Here is a 16,079-nt window from a genome sequence, read left to right on the forward strand (position 1 = left end):
CCCGCGGCCGGGCTCGATCGGGGGATGACCCCGGCCGCTACCATCGGTTTCCGGAACGCCGGGGTCGGCGAGCACGGGCCGAGGTACTCGGACGACCGGGAAGGGGCAGTGTGGACGTCGCCAGTCCCCCGCTGTCGACCGCACTGGTACGGCCGCCCCGGACAGCGCTGAGGCTCTGCCTGCACGCGGCCTGGGTGCTCGCCCTCGCGATCGGCACCGAACTCCGCGTGGGACGCTTCGGTTTCCACCCCTCGGACCAGGGTTTCATCCTCGCCCAGGCGTGGCGGGTGCTGCACGGAGAAGTCCCGCACACCGACATCATCTCCGCGCGGCCACTGGGTTCGGCGTTCCTGCACGTCGTCGACTTCGTGCTGCCGGGGCCGCTCTTCTTCGTCTCCAGCGTGCTCACCATGCTCGAGATCATCCTGGCGACCATCGCGTTCACCGTGCTGGTCACCCGGCGCCGCGTCCGTGACTGGGGGCCGGGGCTCACCGGGCTCACCGCGGCCGCGTCGCTGCTGAACCTCAACGCGTTCCCGCTGATGGCGTGGCACACCATCGACGGGATCTTCCTGACCGCCTGCGGCGCCTGGGCGCTGGATTCCGGGCTGCGCAAAGGCAAGGCGTGGCCCCGGTGGCTCGGGCTCGTCCTGCTGGGCGCCGCGGTGTTCGTCAAGCAGAGCTTCGCGCCGGCGCCGCTGATCGCGCTGCTTTGGCTGCTGCTGCACCCTTCGATGCGGGAAGGCGCGTTCCGCACCGGCCACTGGTGGGGCAGGCTGGCGGGGGATCTGCTGGCGCTCAACGCCTTTCTCATCCTCTACATCGGAATCGTCGCGTTCGACGGCGGGCTCGGCGTGATGGCCGAACAGCTCACCGGTGGACTGCCTGCCTATGGCGAACGGCTTCTCGGTCTGTGGCTGGGGAATCCCGAAGCGCTCACGCGGCCTCCGGTGCGGGGACTGGCCTTCTTCGCCATCGCCGGTGCGCTTCTGGCCTTGATCGGGATCTTCCGCGAACGGACCGGGTTCGCGGGCGCGATCTTCGCTCGGCTGCTGCTCCTGGCCGGTGTCGCGGTGGTGGTCGGCACCGTCGTCGACGGGCGTTTCACCGGCGCGTCCCGCTGGGCGGACGTCCTCTGGTGGATCCTCGGCGTCGCGCTGCTGGTGAACTGGGTGGCGACGCGGCGCTTCCACCGGATGGGCGCGCTGGTGTTCGCGACCGGGTTCATGACCAGCCTGTCGTGGGGGAACGACACCCCGACGCTGTTCACCGGGACACTCGCGCTGACCGCGCTCCTGCTGCTGGCGGACGCGCTGCCGCCGGTACCGGAACCGCCTCGCCGCCTGCGGCTGACCGGTGCGACGGCGATGGGCCTGGTCGCGGTGCTGGCGTCGGGCTGGGCCGTGGTCGCGCACCACGACAAGGCCGCCTATCTCGACATGGCGCACGAAAAGCTGACCGGCGACCTCGGCACGGTGACGCCGTCGCTGAGCGGGATCCGGACGAATCCCGGCACCTTCGCCTATATCTCCCAGATCCAGGACTGTGTCACGCGGTTCCCGGCGGGACGCACGGCGGTCCTGCCCGACAACCCGTTCGCCTATCCCGCTTTCGGCCTGCGCAACCCGTTCCCGCTGGAATGGCCGCTGCCGCTGGAGATCGTCGCCGACGCTCCACAACGGATGCTCGCGGCCGCGGACGACCTCAACCGCGACGGCGATTACCTGGTGCTGTTCCAGACCGTGAGCATGCCGACGCTGACCAAGGGCGGGCCCGTTCCCGCGCAGGTCACGCCGGAGACGCCGATCTTCGACTACCTGGGGTTGGAGAAGGCGCTCCAGTCACGGCTGACCGGGCAGACCGTCACCTGCGGAAGCTTCATCGGCAAGTACCGCAACTAGAGGACTAATTGCGGGGAGTCAGTCGACGCCCGCGTCTTCGGGGCGGCCGGCGGCAAGTCCGGCGAGGACGTCCAAAGCGGCCGAAAGCGTCTCCAGCGGCGGCGAAGACACGGCCAGCCGCACCGCGTTGGGAGCGTGCCCGGGGACGACGGCGAACGCGGCCGCGGGCGTGACCGCGATCCCCCGCCGCGCGGCCGCGGCGACGAAGGTTTCGGCCCGCCACTGCTCCGGCAGTTCCCACCAGCAGTGGTAGGCCCGCGGGTCCGCGCGCAGCGTGAACCCGGCCAGCCGGGCGGCCGTCACCCGTTGGCGTTCCGCAGCGTCGAGCCGTTTCGCCCGTTCGACGGTTTCCAGCGTGCCGCCGGTGATCCACCGGGTGGCGGCCTCGAGCGCGAACCGGGGCGCGACCCAGCCGCCCGACCGCACCGACGCCGCCAGCCGCGCCGACCATTCCGGCGGCACGGCCAGGAATCCGGTGGTCAGACCGGGCGCGAGCCGTTTGGACATGCTGTCCGCGAACACCGTGCGTTCCGGCGCGAACGTCGCGAACGGACGGATCTCCGGCCGCAGAAAAGTGTAGATCCCGTCCTCGATCACCGGGATGTCCATGCGGCGCACGGTTTCCGCCAGCTTCGCCCGCCGCTCGTCGTCCATTGTGGACCCCAGCGGATTGTGCAGCGTCGGCTGGACGTACAGCGCGCGCACGGGCGCCGCGGCGTGAGCGGCTTCGAGCGCTTCGGGGATAAGGCCGACGTCGTCGGTCTCGACGGGCACCAACTGCACGCCGAGCCGTCCGGCGAGCGCCTTGACCACGGGATACGTGATGGCTTCGACGGCGAGCCGTTCCCCCATCGGCACGAAGGCGGCGATGGCGGCCGCGATGGCTTCCCTGCCGCTTCCCGCGAAGAGAACTTCAGGCGTCCAACCGTCCCTCGCGAGCAGCCCGGTGACGGCGTCCCGGGCCTGCTTCGAGCCGGACACGCTCCCCGGTCGCAGGGCCGCCGTCAGGACGTCGTCGCGCAACAGCGGCTCCAGCGCCTTCCCGACGAGCGCGGACTGTTCCGGAAGGACGGCGAAGTTGAGTTCGAGGTCGATCATCGCCCCGCCCGGTTCGGCGAGCGCGGTCTCCAGCGGTGGTTTCGCCGCGCGGATGAACGTGCCCCGGCCGACCTCGCCGACCACGACTCCCCTGCGCACGAGTTCGCCGTAGACCCTGGCGGCGGTCGAGTTCGCGATCCCGCGCTCGCGGGCGAACCGCCGCTGCGGCGGCAACCGGTCACCCGGCCGGAGCCTGCCCGCTTCGACGTCCGCGGCGATCTCGTCCGCGACGATCCGGTAGTCCTCCATGTCTCACCTTCGATAGCACCGAGACCGCTCAGGACATTGCACTGAGCATGATGTCATCGACGGGCGTCGTGAGACGACTGCGACCTACGGAACACCACAACGGCGGGTCCCTAGGTTAGCCTAACCTGCGTGGAGACCGTGGATACCCTCACCGAGCAGAGCACGACGTCCCGCCTGCACGCGGAAGCGCTGACGCTCGCCTACGACGGCCGCACCGTGGCCGAAGACCTCGGGGTGGTCATCCCCGACCAGTCGTTCACCGTCATCGTCGGCCCGAACGCCTGCGGCAAGACCACGCTGCTGCGCGCGCTCGCGCGGATGCTCAAGCCCCGCACGGGTTCGGTGTACCTCGACGGCCAGGTGATCACCTCCTTCCCCGCCAAGGAGGTCGCGCGCCGGCTCGGTCTGCTGCCGCAGAGTTCCCTCGCGCCGGACGGCATCACCGTCGCCGACCTCGTCGCTCGCGGCCGGTACCCGCACCAGCGCCTGCTGCGCCAATGGTCCCGTGAGGACGCCACCGTGGTCGCCGAGTCCATGCGCGCCACCGGTGTCGACGACCTCGCGGAACGGCTCGTCGACGAACTCTCCGGCGGCCAGCGCCAGCGCGTCTGGATGGCGATGGCACTCGCGCAGGAGACCGATCTGCTGCTGCTCGACGAGCCGACGACCTATCTGGACATCGCGCACCAGATGGACATCCTCGACCTGTGCGCGCAACTGCACGAGGAACAGGGCCGGACGCTGGTCGCGGTGCTGCACGACCTCAACCACGCCGCGCGCTACGCGACCCACATGATCGCGATGCGGGACGGAGAGGTCCTGGCGACCGGCTCACCCGAAGAGGTCGTCACGGCCACGAACGTCGAGAAGATCTTCGAGCTGCCGTGCCGGGTCATGCCCTGCCCCGAAACCGGGACCCCGCTGGTGATCCCGAAGGCCGGACGCCGCGCCGCCTGAGCCTCCCCGCGCGGCCGCGAAGGCCGCTAGGTTGGCGAGGGAGGTGCCATGACACAGGAATTGTGGTCCGAAGTGGACGACTACCTCGCCGGGGTGCTCGTCCCGTCCGATCCCGCCCTCGAAGCCGCGCTGCTCGCCTCGGACGAGGCCGGGCTGCCGCAGATCGCCGTCGCGCCGAACCAGGGGAAGCTGCTCAACCTGCTGGCCAGGATGATCGGCGCGCATTCCATTCTGGAGTTCGGCACGCTCGGCGGCTACAGCACGATCTGGCTGGCCCGCGCCCTGCCGCCGCAGGGACGGCTCGTCACGCTCGAGTTCGATCCGAAACACGCCGAGGTCGCCCGCGCCAACATCGACTCCGCCGGGCTCGGCGGGCTGGTCGACATCCGCGTCGGTGAGGCGCTGGACCTGCTGCCGGGTGTCGAAGGCCCGATCGACCTCGCGTTCATCGACGCCGACAAGGTCAACACCCCGGCCTACTTCGAGGCGTCGCTGAAGCTCACCCGGCCCGGCGGCGTGATCATCATCGACAACGTCGTCCGCGGTGGTGCGGTGGCCAACGCGGCCAGCGACGATCCGAACGTCCAGGGGATCCGGCGGCTGCACGAGGTGATCGCCACCGAACCGCGCGTCGACGCGACGGCGTTCCAGACGGTCGGGAAGAAGGGCTACGACGGTCTGACGATCGCGCTGGTGAAGTCCTGATGGGCACCCGAAGATCCCCTGGTTTCGCGTGATCCGAGGGACGACATGCGTGACTGGACGGCGATCACCCGTGTCCAGGTGGCGATCATGCGTGATTGGACACGTAACACGCGACAGAACCCGGCCCGGGTGAGATCGCCGTCTGATCACGCGAGATCGACGTCTGATCACGGGTGACGTCCATCGACGTCGACCCGCCCAGGCCTTCCCAACCACACCAGCCCCAGGCTTAACGTCACCGAGGCGGTGCCGGAACCATCTGCGGGTCGGCGGGTTCCGGCCACCGCACCGGCAGTCCCTGGTGGAAGCCCGACATGAAGCGCTGCCACAGGTCGGCCGGGATCGTCTTGCCGGTCAGCTTCTCGCCCGCCGCGTCGCGCATCCGGCGCGGTTCGTCCGGCCCGACCCACACCGCCGTCGACAGCTGCGGCGTGTACCCGACGGCCCAGCCGCCGGCGTTGTCCCCGGTGTCCTGGAAGCGGAAGTCGCCGGTCTTCAGCGCCGCCGGGCGGTCCTTCAGCCCGGTGATCAGCACGCGGTTGATCGTGCCGGCGATCCGGCGGCTCAACGCCTCGTCGTCGTCGAACGCGGGTGCCTTGTCCGAAGGCCGTTCCCAGACGATCTCGCCGTGCTCGTCCCGGATCTTCGACACCAGATGCGGGGTGGCGCGCATCCCGTCGGCCGCGAAGGTCGCGTAGGCGCCGGCCATGTCGCTGGGCCGCAGCGGATAACGGCCGACCGCGATCCCCGGGCCGATCAGAAAGCCGTCCTTCTCCCGCATGGTCACCGCGCCGTCGACGGCCTCCGGGATCCCGGCCGCCCGGGCCGCGTTCCGGACGGCGTCCGCGCCGAGCTTCTTCGCCAGGTCGACGAAGGGGCCTTGAGCGTCGCGCCCGAACGCCTCGCGCAGCGTGCACCTGCCCGCTTCGCCGCATTCGTCGTCGAACTTGAAGGTCTCGCCGAGGAACTCGACCTCTTCCGGCAGCTTCACCGGCTCGTCCACACTGATTCCCTGCCTCACCCCGGCGGCGAGGGTGAACGGATGGAAGGCCGATCCGGCGCCGTACGGGGTTCCGGCGTAGTCGTGCACGCTCCAGCCGCCGCCGTTGTAGGCGCGGATCGCCCCCGTCCCGGGTTCGACGGCGACCAGCGCCGCCCGGAAGTGCTCGGGCTGGCCCTGCAGCCGCTCCTTCACCGCCTTCTCGGCCTCGGCCTGGGCGCGCGGGTCGATGGTCGTCTCGACCTTCATCGCGCCGCCGCGAAGCCGGTCCAGCGGGAAGCCCGCCTGCTCGAGTTCGGCGAGTACCTGCTGCTTGATGTGGTACTTCTCGTAGGTGACCCGGCCGGCCCTGGTCTCCGAAGGCGCCTGGATCGCGTCCTCCGGATAGGTCATCGTGACCGCTTCGGCCTGGCCGACGTAACCACGGGTGACCAGCTTGTTCACCACGTACGACCAGCGCTTCATGGCGTGCTGGTGGGTGGAGGCATAGGGGTCGTGCACCGACGGCGACTGGATCATCCCGGCCAGGAAAGCCGCTTCGCTCCAGGTCATCGAGTCGTCGAGCTTGCGACCGAAGTAGGCGTTCATCGCCGACGCAGGCCCGTAGGTGCCCCGGCCGAAGGAGATGATGTTGACGTAGCTCTCGAAGATCTCCTTCTTGGTCTGCTGCTGGGTGATCTTCGTGGCGAGCACCAGTTCGGAGAACTTGCGGGTGAGGGTGGCGTCCTCGTTGCCGGTCGACTTCTTGATGTACTGCTGGGTGATCCCCGAGCCGCCGCCGACCCCGGTCACCAGCGCGCGGCCGAGCCCGGTGAGGTCGAAGCCCTCGTTGTCCCAGAAGGTCGGGTCCTCCGTCGCGACGATCGCGTCGCGCAGCTTCGCCGGGATGTTGTCGTAGGAGACGAACAGCCGGTCACCGCCGGGCGGGACCACCTTGAGCAGTTCGGAGCCGTCGGTGTTCTGCAGGACGACGGTCTTGTCGAGGTCGGCGAGCACTTCCTGGGGGCTGCGGACGTCGAGCAGGACGTACGCGATGCCGAACGCGACCGCCGGGATGCCGATCAGGAGGCCGAGAGACCAGGCGCCGATCCGGCGTATCCGCCGCCACCTGCGTTTCCCGCGGTCCGGCTCCGGGGTGGCCGTGGTTTCCGACTCGGGTGCCGTTCCGTCATCCGGGTTTTCCACGCCACTGTTTTCCACGCCCAGAGAGACGCCCGAACGAGTGAAAAGGTTGTGGGAAAATCACCGATTCCTGCAACCCGTCCCACGCAAGTAGTCCTCTAGTTGCGGTAGTTCGTATCGCCAACTACCGCAACTAGAGGACGAAACGCGAAGGGGCGGGGTCAGGCGAGGAAGGCGCGAAGCAGCGAAGCGGTGCCTTCGACGTGCTCGGCCATCGCGCGGCGGGCCGCTTCGGAGTCGCCGGCGAGGATCGCGTCGACGATGGCCTCGTGCTGGACGTTGGAGTGCTCCAGGTTCGGTTCGAGCAGCGGGATCATGTCCAGCAACTGGTTGACCCGCATCCGCGCGTCCGCCATCGCCGTGGTCAGCGAACCGGACGCGGTGACCTCGGCGATCGCCAGGTGCAGCCGCGAATCCTTGCGCCGGTAGTCGCCGAGGTCGGCCGCGGCGGCCTCCGCCAGCGTGCTGGTCAGGTGCTGCCGGTCGGCCGGGCTGAGTGAACGCGACGCCGCCATCTCGGCGGCACCGGTCTCCAGGACGTGCCGCAGGCCGAGGGCGTCCTCCAGGGTGGCGTTGTCGACCTTGCGCCCGTCGGCGGCCGGAGGGGCGGGCAGGACCTCGTTGACGAACGTGCCGCCGTAGCGGCCGCGCCGGGATTCGACGTACCCTGCGTCGGAAAGAGCGCGGATCGCCTCGCGCAACGTCACCCGGCTGACGCCGAGCCGTTCGGCGAGTTCGCGCTCCGAGGGCAGCCGCTCGCCCGCGCCGACCACGCCGAGCCGGATCGCCTGAAGCAGCCTTTCGACGGTCTCCTCGAAGGCGTTGCCCGCGCGCACCGGGCGGAACAGCGCGTCACCCGCGTTCGCGACCGTGCTCGACTCCACCCTTCGAGTTTAGGCGCCCCGCAAGTCGTCCTCTGGTTGCGGTACTTGCACACGCATATACCGCAACCAGAGGACGAAACGCGGGGGTCAGCACTCGATGACGTTGACGGCCAGGCCGCCGCGCGAGGTCTCCTTGTACTTCACGCTCATGTCGGCGCCGGTCTCCCGCATGGTCTTGATCGCCTTGTCCAGCGTCACGATGTGCGAACCGTCGCCGCGCATCGCCATCCTCGCGGCGTGGATCGCCTTCGAAGCGCCGACGGCGTTGCGCTCGATGCACGGGATCTGCACCAGCCCGCCGACCGGGTCGCAGGTCAGCCCCAGGTGGTGCTCGACGCCGATCTCGGCGGCGTTCTCCACCTGCGCAGGGCTCCCGCCGAGGACCTCGGTCATCCCGGCGGCGGCCATCGCGCTCGCCGATCCGACCTCGCCCTGGCAGCCGACCTCGGCCCCGGAGATCGAGCCCGTCTGCTTGAGGATCGAGCCGATCGCGGCCGCGGTGAGCATGAACGTCACGATGCCGTCGTCGGACGACCCGCGGATGAAGCGCTGGTAGTAGTGCAGGACCGCGGGGATGATCCCGGCGGCGCCGTTGGTCGGCGCGGTGACGACGCGGCCGCCCGCGGCGTTCTCCTCGTTGACCGCCAGCGCGTACAGGCTCACCCAGTCCATGGCGTACAGCGGATCGCCGACGCCGTCTTCGGCGAGCAGCTTCTCGTGCAGCGCCTTGGCCCGTCGCGGCACCTTCAGCCCGCCGGGCAGGACGCCCTCGTGCGCGCAGCCGTTGTGCACGCATTCCACCATGACCTGCCAGATCTCCAGCAGGCCTTCGCGAACCTCCTCGCGCGTGCGCCAGGAAAGTTCGTTGCGCAGCATGATCTCGCTCATCGGCAGACCGGTGTCCGCGCAGTGCTTCAGCAGGTCCGCGCCGGTGCGGAACGGGAACTCCAGCTTCGTCTCGTCCTCGACGACGACGGTGTCGGTCTCGTAGGACTCGTCGCGCACGAAGCCGCCGCCGACGGAGTAGTACGTCCGCTCGCGCAGCACCTTCCCGTCCGCGTCGAACGCGCGGAAGATCATGCCGTTCGGGTGTGCCGGCAACGACTTCCGCCGGTGCATCGTCAGGTCGGTGTCCTCGACGAACACGATTTCGTGCTCGCCCCGCACCAGCAGCCGGGCCGATTCACGGATCGCGGCGACCTTGCCGGACACCGTGTCGGTGTCGATCTCCTCCGGACGCTCGCCGGAAAGCCCGAGCATGACGGCCTTGTCACTGCCGTGCCCGAATCCGGTCGCGCCCAGTGAGCCGAAGAGTTCGGACTGGACCCGGGTCGTGGCGGGCAGGTCGCCGTCGGCGGCCAGACCGTCCACAAAGGTCAGTGCGGCACGCATCGGACCCACCGTATGAGAGCTGGAGGGGCCTATGCCGATCGAAAACAGGTCGAAGACGCTGATCGCCATTGATCTGCCCTCCTTCCTATCTGGCCAGCAGTGAGCTGGCTTCCTGTGCTGCGGGGCCTTCGGAAACGAGGTGGGCCAGGTTCTCCGACAGCTCTTCGCCTCGGTGAGCCTTCGTCTGCGCGAAAAGACGACCCGCGCGGTACGACGACCGGACCAGCGGCCCCGCCATCACACCGGCGAAACCCATCGCCTCAGCAGCGTTCGAGTGCTCCACGAACTCCTCCGGCTTGACCCACCGGTCCACCGGATGATGCCGCGGCGAAGGCCGCAAGTACTGGGTGATCGTCAAGATCTCACAACCCGCGTCGACCAGATCCTTCATCGCCGGAGCCACCTCCTCCGGAGTCTCACCCATACCCAGGATCAGATTCGACTTCGTCACCAAACCGGCCTCACGAGCCCGCGTAATGACCTCCAACGACCGCGCATACCGGAAACCAGGGCGGATCCGCTTGAAGATCCGCGGCACCGTCTCCACATTGTGCGCCAACACCTCAGGACGCGAACCGAACACCTCGGCCAGCTGATCCGGGTCCGCGTTGAAGTCCGGGATCAACAGCTCGACACCGGTACCCGGGTTCAACGCGTGGATCTGACGCACGGTTTCGGCATACAGCCACGCACCACCGTCCTCCAGGTCGTCGCGCGCGACACCGGTCACCGTGGAATAGCGCAGCCCCATGGCCTGCACCGACTCCGCCACCTTGCGCGGCTCGGTCGTGTCCAGCGCCGCCGGCTTGCCCGTGTCGATCTGGCAGAAGTCACACCGACGGGTGCACTGGTCGCCGCCGATCAGGAACGTCGCCTCACGGTCTTCCCAGCACTCATAAATGTTGGGACAACCGGCCTCTTCACAAACAGTATGGAGGCCTTCACGCTTCACCAAGCCCTTCAGCTCAGTGAACTCCGGACCCATCCGCGCCCGCGTCTTGATCCACGGAGGCTTCTTCTCGATCGGAGTCTGCGCGTTGCGGACTTCGAGACGGAGAAGTTTGCGCCCCTCGGGAACGGCACTCATCGCTTGAGGTCCGCGTACAGCGGGTGCTTCTTCGCCAGCAGTTCGACCCGGGCGGACAGCGACTGGCTCAGCGCCTCGTCGAAGTCGGGGCGCAGCGCCTCGGCGATGATGTCGGCGACCTCGGTGAAGTCCTCGGCGCCGAAGCCGCGGGTGGCCAGCGCCGGGGTGCCGATCCGCAGGCCCGACGTGATCATCGGCGGACGCGGGTCGAACGGGACGGCGTTGCGGTTGACCGTGATACCGACCGAGTGCAGCCGGTCTTCGGCCTGCTGACCGTCCAAAGTGGAGTTGACCAGGTCGACGAGCACCAGGTGCACGTCGGTGCCGCCGGTCAGCACGCGGACGCCCGCCTCGGCGCAGTCCGTACGGGAAAGTCGGTCGGCCAGGATCTTCGCGCCTTCGAGCACGCGCTCCTGACGCTCGCGGAACTCGGGGCTCGCGGCGACCTTCAGCGCGACGGCCTTGGCGGCGATGACGTGCTCCAGCGGACCGCCCTGCTGGCCGGGGAACACCGCCGAGTTGATCTTCTTGGCGAGTTCCTGACGGCACAGGATGATGCCGCCGCGCGGGCCGCCGAGGGTCTTGTGCGTGGTCGTGGTGACGATGTCCGCGTACGGCACCGGGCTCGGGTGCAGTCCTGCGGCGACAAGGCCGGCGAAGTGCGCCATGTCTACCATGACCTTCGCGCCGACCTCATCGGCGATGCGGCGGAACTCGGCGAAGTCGAGCTGACGCGGGTACGCCGACCAGCCGGCGATGATCAGCTTCGGCTTGTGCTCCTTGGCGAGGCGCTCGATCTCCTCGACGTCGACGATGCCGGTCTCTTTGTCGACATGGTAGGCGACGACGTTGTAGAGCTTGCCCGAGAAGTTGATCCGCATCCCGTGCGTCAGGTGCCCGCCGTGGGCGAGGTCGAGACCGAGGATCGTGTCGCCGGGGTTGAGCACGGCGACCATGGCGGCGGCGTTGGCCTGCGCGCCGGAGTGCGGCTGGACGTTGGCGTGCTCGGCGCCGAACAGGGCCTTCGCGCGGTCGATCGCCAGCTGCTCGATGACGTCGACGTGCTCACAACCGCCGTAGTAGCGGCGGCCGGGGTAACCCTCGGCGTACTTGTTGGTCAGCACCGAACCCTGCGCTTCGAGCACGCCCACCGGGGCGAAGTTCTCCGACGCGATCATTTCCAGGGTCGACTGCTGCCGGTCGAGTTCGGCGGCGACGGCCACGGCGACCTCGGGGTCCACTTCGGACAGGGCTGCGTTGAACAAAGAAGTGTCTCCCATTTCAGCTCTCCTGGGTGAGCACGGCATAAGCCTGGGCGTCGAGCAGGGCGGGCACGTCACCGGACAGACGCACCTTCAGGAGCCATCCTTCGGTGTAGGAGTCCGAGTTGATGACCTCGGGGGTGTCCGTTGTGGCCTCGTTCACCTCGACGACCTCGCCGTCCACGGGCGCGTACAGCTCGCTGACCGACTTGGTCGACTCGACCTCGCCGAACACCTCGCCGGCGGTGACCGTGTCACCGACCGCGGGAAGCTGGACGAACACGATGTCGCCGAGCGACTCGGCGGCGAAGGCGGTGATGCCCACGGTGGCGACACCGTCGACGACGCGCAGCCACTCGTGTTCCTTCGTGTACTTCAGGTCCTGGGGGATGCTCATGGTCGTTCAAGTGCCTTTCAGGCGCGGGAGTAGAAGGGCAGGGCGACGACCTCGACGGGCTCGACGCGGCCCCGGATGTCGACGGAAAGCTCGGTGCCGGGCTCGCTGTGCTCCCGGTCCACATAGGCCATGGCGATCGGGTAGCCCAGGGTCGGCGAGAGGGCACCACTGGTGACCTCGCCGACCTCGGTCTCGCCGGCCAGCACGGTGTAGCCGTGGCGCGGCGCGCGGCGGCCCGCGCCCTTGAGACCGACACGCACGCGGGGAACGTCCGCTTTGGACAGTTCCTCGAGCGCGGCCTTGCCGACGAAGTCGGCGGGCTTCTCGAACTTGACGACGCGGCCGAGGCCGGCCTCGAACGGGCTCAGCTGGAGGCTGAGTTCGTTGCCGTACAACGGCATTCCGGCTTCGAGACGCAGGGTGTCGCGGCAGGCGAGACCCGCCGGGAGCAGGCCGTGCGGCTCGCCCGCCTCGGTGAGGATGCGCCAGACGGCGGGAGCCTCACCGGCCGGGACGTACAGCTCGAAGCCGTCTTCGCCGGTGTAGCCGGTGCGGGCCAGCAGGACGTCGTGTCCCTTCACGACGGCCGGGACGCTCGCGTAGTACTTGAGTGCGCCGAGGTCGGCGTCGGTGACGGCGCCGAGGATCTCGACGGCCTTCGGGCCCTGGACGGCGAGCAGCGCGACGTCCTCGGACTTGTTGTCGACGACCGCGTCGAACCCGGCGACGCGCTCGGCCAGCGCCGCGGCGACCACGGCGGCGTTGCCCGCGTTGGCCACGACCAGGAACTTCTCGTCGGCGAGGCGGTAGACGACCAGGTCGTCGAGCACGCCGCCACTGGCGTCGCAGATCATCGTGTAGCGCGCCCGGCCCGGCTTGACGCCGGACAGGTTGCCGACCAGCGCGAAGTCGAGGACGTCGGCGGCCTGCGGGCCGGTCACCTCGATCTCGGCCATATGCGAGAGGTCGAACAGCCCCGCCGTCTCGCGAACCGCCTTGTGCTCCGCCAGTTCGCTGGTATAGCGCACGGGCATCGACCAGCCCGCGAAGTCGGTGAACAACGCACCAAGTCCTTTGTGGACTCCGTGCAGGGACGTCTCTTTCGACATCGAGTGCCTCAGTTCTCGTAGGCGTTGAGCGGCGGGCAGGAGCAGACGAGGTTACGGTCCCCGCGCGCACCGTCGATGCGGCGCACCGGGGGCCAGTACTTGGCCTTGCGATTCACTCCGGCGGGGTACACCGCGAGTTCGCGGTCGTAGGGCAGATCCCAGTCGCCCACCAGCGTTTCCGCGGTGTGCGGGGCGTTGCGCAGCGGGCTGTTGTCCGCGGCCCAGCGACCCTGCGCGACGGCGTCGATCTCGGCGCGGATGGCGATCATCGCGTCGCAGAAGCGGTCGATCTCGCCGAGGTCCTCGGATTCGGTCGGCTCCACCATCAGCGTGCCCGCCACCGGGAAGGACATGGTCGGGGCGTGGAAGCCGTAGTCGATCAGGCGCTTCGCGACGTCGTCCACGCTGACGCCGGTCTCCTTGGTGAGCCCGCGCAGGTCGAGGATGCATTCGTGCGCGACCAGACCGTCCTGACCGGTATAGAGCACCGGGTAGGCCTGGTTGAGCCGCTTCGCGACGTAGTTCGCGGCGAGGACGGCGACCTGGGTCGCGGCGGTGAGCCCGCCGGCGCCCATCATGCGGACGTACGCCCACGAGATCGGCAGGATCGACGCCGAGCCGTACGGGGCGGCGCTGATCGGGCCGACGCCGGTCGACGGACCGGCCTTCTCCAGCAGCGGGTGGTTCGGCAGGTACGGCGCGAGGTGCGCGCGCACCGCGACCGGGCCGACGCCGGGGCCGCCGCCACCGTGCGGGATGCAGAAGGTCTTGTGCAGGTTCAGGTGCGAGACGTCGCCGCCGAACTCACCCGGCTTGGCCAGGCCCAGCAGCGCGTTGAGGTTCGCGCCGTCGACGTAGACCTGACCGCCCGCGTCGTGGACGATCTTGGCCAGCTCGTCGATGCCGTGCTCGTAGACACCGTGCGTGGACGGATAGGTGACCATGATCGCGGAAAGCGTGTCGCGGTGGGCCTCGACCTTGGCGCGCAGGTCGTCGAGGTCGACGTTGCCCTCGTCGGTGCACTTGACCACGACGACGCGCATCCCCGCCATGACGGCGGAAGCGGCGTTCGTGCCGTGCGCCGACGACGGGATCAGGCAGACCTCGCGCTCCTTCTGGCCGTTCGCGTGGTGGTACGCGCGGATCGCGAGGAGGCCGGCGAGTTCGCCCTGGCTGCCCGCGTTCGGCTGCAGCGACACCTTGTCGTAGCCGGTGACTTCGGCGAGCCAGCCGGAAAGCTGCTCGACCAGCACGTGGTAGCCCTCGGCGTCCTCGGCCGGGGCGAACGGGTGGATACCCGCGAACTCGCGCCAGCTGATCGGCTCCATCTCGGTGGTGGCGTTGAGCTTCATCGTGCAGGAGCCGAGCGGGATCATGCCGCGGTCGAGCGCGTAGTCCAGATCGGACAGGCTGCGCAGGTAGCGCAGCATCGCGGTCTCGGAGCGGTGCGAGTGGAACACCTCGTGGGTGAGGTACTCGCTCTCGCGGTTCAGGCCGGCGGGCAGCGACGCGCTCTGGCCCGCGTCGGCGTCGATCCCGAAGGCACGCAGCACCTTGGTGATGATCGCGGGCGTGGTGACCTCGTCGACGGCGATGCGGACGTGGTCGGCGTCGACCGGGCCGAGGTTGATCCCGTTCTCGCGCGCGACGGCGACGACCGCTTCGGCCTGGCCGGGCATGCGGGCGAGGACGGTGTCGAAGAAGCCTTCGTGGACGACCTCGACGCCGCCGGAGCGCAGCGCGTCCGCCAGGCCGGCGGCGAGTTCGTGGACGCGGGTCGCGATGCGCTTGAGGCCGTCCGGACCGTGGTAGACCGCGTACATCGCGGCGAGCACGGCGGGCAGGACCTGCGCGGTGCAGATGTTCGACGTCGCCTTCTCGCGGCGGATGTGCTGCTCACGGGTCTGCAGCGCGAGGCGGTACGCGGGGTTGCCGTCGGCGTCGACCGAGACACCGACGAGGCGGCCCGGCAGCGAGCGCTCGAGCCCGGCGCGGACGGCCATGTACCCGGCGTGCGGGCCGCCGTAGCCGAGCGGGACGCCGAAGCGCTGGGTGGAACCGGCGGCGATGTCCGCGCCGAACTCACCCGGAGCGGTGACCAGCGTGAGGCCGAGCAGGTCGGCGGCGACGGTGTACAGCGCGCCGGCGGCCTTCGCGGTCTCGGAGATGGCGGAGTAGAAGCCCGCGCCGCGCAGCACACCGGAGGCACCCGGGTACTGGACGACGACGCCGAAGAAGTCCTCGGGCAGGCCGGTGAGCAGGTCGCGGACCTCGACCTCGACGCCCATCGCCTCGGCGCGGGTGCGCACGACGGCGATCGTCTGCGGCAGACATTCGGCGTCGAGGACGACCTTGTTCGACTTCACCTTCGACGCGCGGCGCATCAGCATGACGGCCTCGGCGACCGCGGTGGACTCGTCGAGCAGGGAGGCGTTCGCGGTGGCGAGACCGGCCAGTTCGGAGACCATGGTCTGGAAGTTGAGGAGGGCTTCGAGACGGCCCTGCGAGATCTCCGGCTGATACGGCGTGTACGCCGTGTACCAGGCCGGGTTCTCCAGCACGTTGCGGCGGATGACCGCGGGGGTGACCGTGTCGTGGAAGCCGAGGCCGATCATCTGCGTCATCGGCTTGTTGAGCGCGGCGAGCGCGCGGAGTTCGGCGATGGCGTCCTCTTCGGACGCGGCGGGCGGGAGTTCGAGGTCGCGGGTGACCCGGATCGCGGACGGGACGGCCGCCTGAACCAGGGCGTCAAGGCTGCCGTAACCGACCTCGGCGAGCATCTTGGCCTGCTCGGACTCCGAAGGGCCGATGTGCCGGTCGTCGAAGGGCGTACTGGTCAAGGGAGCTCCTTTGGTC

At 69.3% G+C, this 16,079-nt stretch carries 12 protein-coding genes; 3 read left to right on the plus strand and 9 right to left on the minus strand.

What is annotated here, in order from left to right:
- The first annotated feature begins 110 nt into the window (after positions 1-110).
- Positions 111-1,901, plus strand: a complete 1,791-nt coding sequence (locus tag ACLJRL_RS30250) for a hypothetical protein (protein ID WP_410659726.1) — start codon at positions 111-113, stop codon at positions 1,899-1,901.
- Positions 1,902-1,919: 18 nt separating this feature from the next.
- Here the strand turns inward: ACLJRL_RS30250 and ACLJRL_RS30255 are convergent, their stop codons facing one another.
- Positions 1,920-3,248 carry a PLP-dependent aminotransferase family protein gene (locus ACLJRL_RS30255; protein WP_410659727.1) on the minus strand — a complete coding sequence of 443 codons (1,329 nt, stop codon included), beginning with the start codon at positions 3,246-3,248 and terminating at the stop codon, positions 1,920-1,922.
- A 129-nt stretch (positions 3,249-3,377) separates the two neighbouring features.
- Here ACLJRL_RS30255 and ACLJRL_RS30260 point away from each other — a divergent pair, with 129 nt between their 5' ends.
- Together ACLJRL_RS30260 and ACLJRL_RS30265 are read left to right on the plus strand one after the other, a co-directional pair.
- Positions 3,378-4,205: an ABC transporter ATP-binding protein gene (locus ACLJRL_RS30260; RefSeq protein ID WP_410659728.1), complete on the plus strand. Its 828-nt coding sequence runs from the start codon at positions 3,378-3,380 to the stop codon at positions 4,203-4,205.
- A 48-nt stretch (positions 4,206-4,253) separates the two neighbouring features.
- A complete protein-coding gene (locus ACLJRL_RS30265) occupies positions 4,254-4,910 on the plus strand; it encodes an O-methyltransferase (RefSeq protein WP_410659729.1) in 657 nt (218 codons plus the stop codon).
- 235 nt (positions 4,911-5,145) lie between these two features.
- Here ACLJRL_RS30265 and ACLJRL_RS30270 read toward each other — a convergent pair whose 3' ends face one another.
- From ACLJRL_RS30270 to gcvP, 8 genes are all read right to left on the minus strand, one after another.
- Positions 5,146-7,095 carry a transglycosylase domain-containing protein gene (locus ACLJRL_RS30270; protein WP_410659730.1) on the minus strand — a complete coding sequence of 650 codons (1,950 nt, stop codon included), beginning with the start codon at positions 7,093-7,095 and terminating at the stop codon, positions 5,146-5,148.
- A 158-nt stretch (positions 7,096-7,253) separates the two neighbouring features.
- Positions 7,254-7,976, minus strand: a complete 723-nt coding sequence (locus ACLJRL_RS30275) for a FadR/GntR family transcriptional regulator (protein ID WP_410659731.1) — start codon at positions 7,974-7,976, stop codon at positions 7,254-7,256.
- Positions 7,977-8,063: 87 nt separating this feature from the next.
- Positions 8,064-9,437 carry an L-serine ammonia-lyase gene (locus ACLJRL_RS30280; protein ID WP_410659732.1) on the minus strand — a complete coding sequence of 458 codons (1,374 nt, stop codon included), beginning with the start codon at positions 9,435-9,437 and terminating at the stop codon, positions 8,064-8,066.
- 16 nt (positions 9,438-9,453) lie between these two features.
- Entirely contained in the window at positions 9,454-10,455 is a 1,002-nt protein-coding gene (lipA, locus tag ACLJRL_RS30285) for a lipoyl synthase (RefSeq protein WP_410659733.1), read from the minus strand.
- Positions 10,452-11,735 carry a serine hydroxymethyltransferase gene (gene glyA, locus ACLJRL_RS30290; protein WP_410659734.1) on the minus strand — a complete coding sequence of 428 codons (1,284 nt, stop codon included), beginning with the start codon at positions 11,733-11,735 and terminating at the stop codon, positions 10,452-10,454. The genes lipA and glyA overlap by 4 nt, the downstream gene beginning before the upstream one ends.
- A gap of 1 nt (position 11,736) precedes the next feature.
- Positions 11,737-12,114 carry a glycine cleavage system protein GcvH gene (gene gcvH, locus ACLJRL_RS30295; RefSeq protein ID WP_410659735.1) on the minus strand — a complete coding sequence of 126 codons (378 nt, stop codon included), beginning with the start codon at positions 12,112-12,114 and terminating at the stop codon, positions 11,737-11,739.
- Positions 12,115-12,131: 17 nt separating this feature from the next.
- Complete coding sequence (gcvT, locus tag ACLJRL_RS30300; protein WP_410659736.1) at positions 12,132-13,223, minus strand: glycine cleavage system aminomethyltransferase GcvT; 1,092 nt, start codon at positions 13,221-13,223, stop codon at positions 12,132-12,134.
- An 8-nt stretch (positions 13,224-13,231) separates the two neighbouring features.
- Positions 13,232-16,063 (minus strand): aminomethyl-transferring glycine dehydrogenase, encoded by a 2,832-nt coding sequence (gene gcvP, locus ACLJRL_RS30305; protein ID WP_410659737.1) that lies wholly within the window; start codon positions 16,061-16,063, stop codon positions 13,232-13,234.
- Positions 16,064-16,079: the final 16 nt, after the last annotated feature.

The sequence above is a fragment of the Amycolatopsis sp. lyj-112 genome, assembly GCF_046549055.1.
Lineage (GTDB): Bacteria > Actinomycetota > Actinomycetes > Mycobacteriales > Pseudonocardiaceae > Amycolatopsis.

Coding starts and splice junctions, on each gene's coding strand:
- glyA (WP_410659734.1), bottom strand. CDS start 11,735: ATGGGAGACACTTCTTTGTTCAACGCAGCCCTGTCCGAAGTGGACCCC.
- gcvT (WP_410659736.1), bottom strand. CDS start 13,223: ATGTCGAAAGAGACGTCCCTGCACGGAGTCCACAAAGGACTTGGTGCG.
- ACLJRL_RS30255 (WP_410659727.1), bottom strand. CDS start 3,248: ATGGAGGACTACCGGATCGTCGCGGACGAGATCGCCGCGGACGTCGAA.
- ACLJRL_RS30265 (WP_410659729.1), top strand. CDS start 4,254: ATGACACAGGAATTGTGGTCCGAAGTGGACGACTACCTCGCCGGGGTG.
- ACLJRL_RS30280 (WP_410659732.1), bottom strand. CDS start 9,437: ATGGCGATCAGCGTCTTCGACCTGTTTTCGATCGGCATAGGCCCCTCC.
- lipA (WP_410659733.1), bottom strand. CDS start 10,455: ATGAGTGCCGTTCCCGAGGGGCGCAAACTTCTCCGTCTCGAAGTCCGC.
- gcvH (WP_410659735.1), bottom strand. CDS start 12,114: ATGAGCATCCCCCAGGACCTGAAGTACACGAAGGAACACGAGTGGCTG.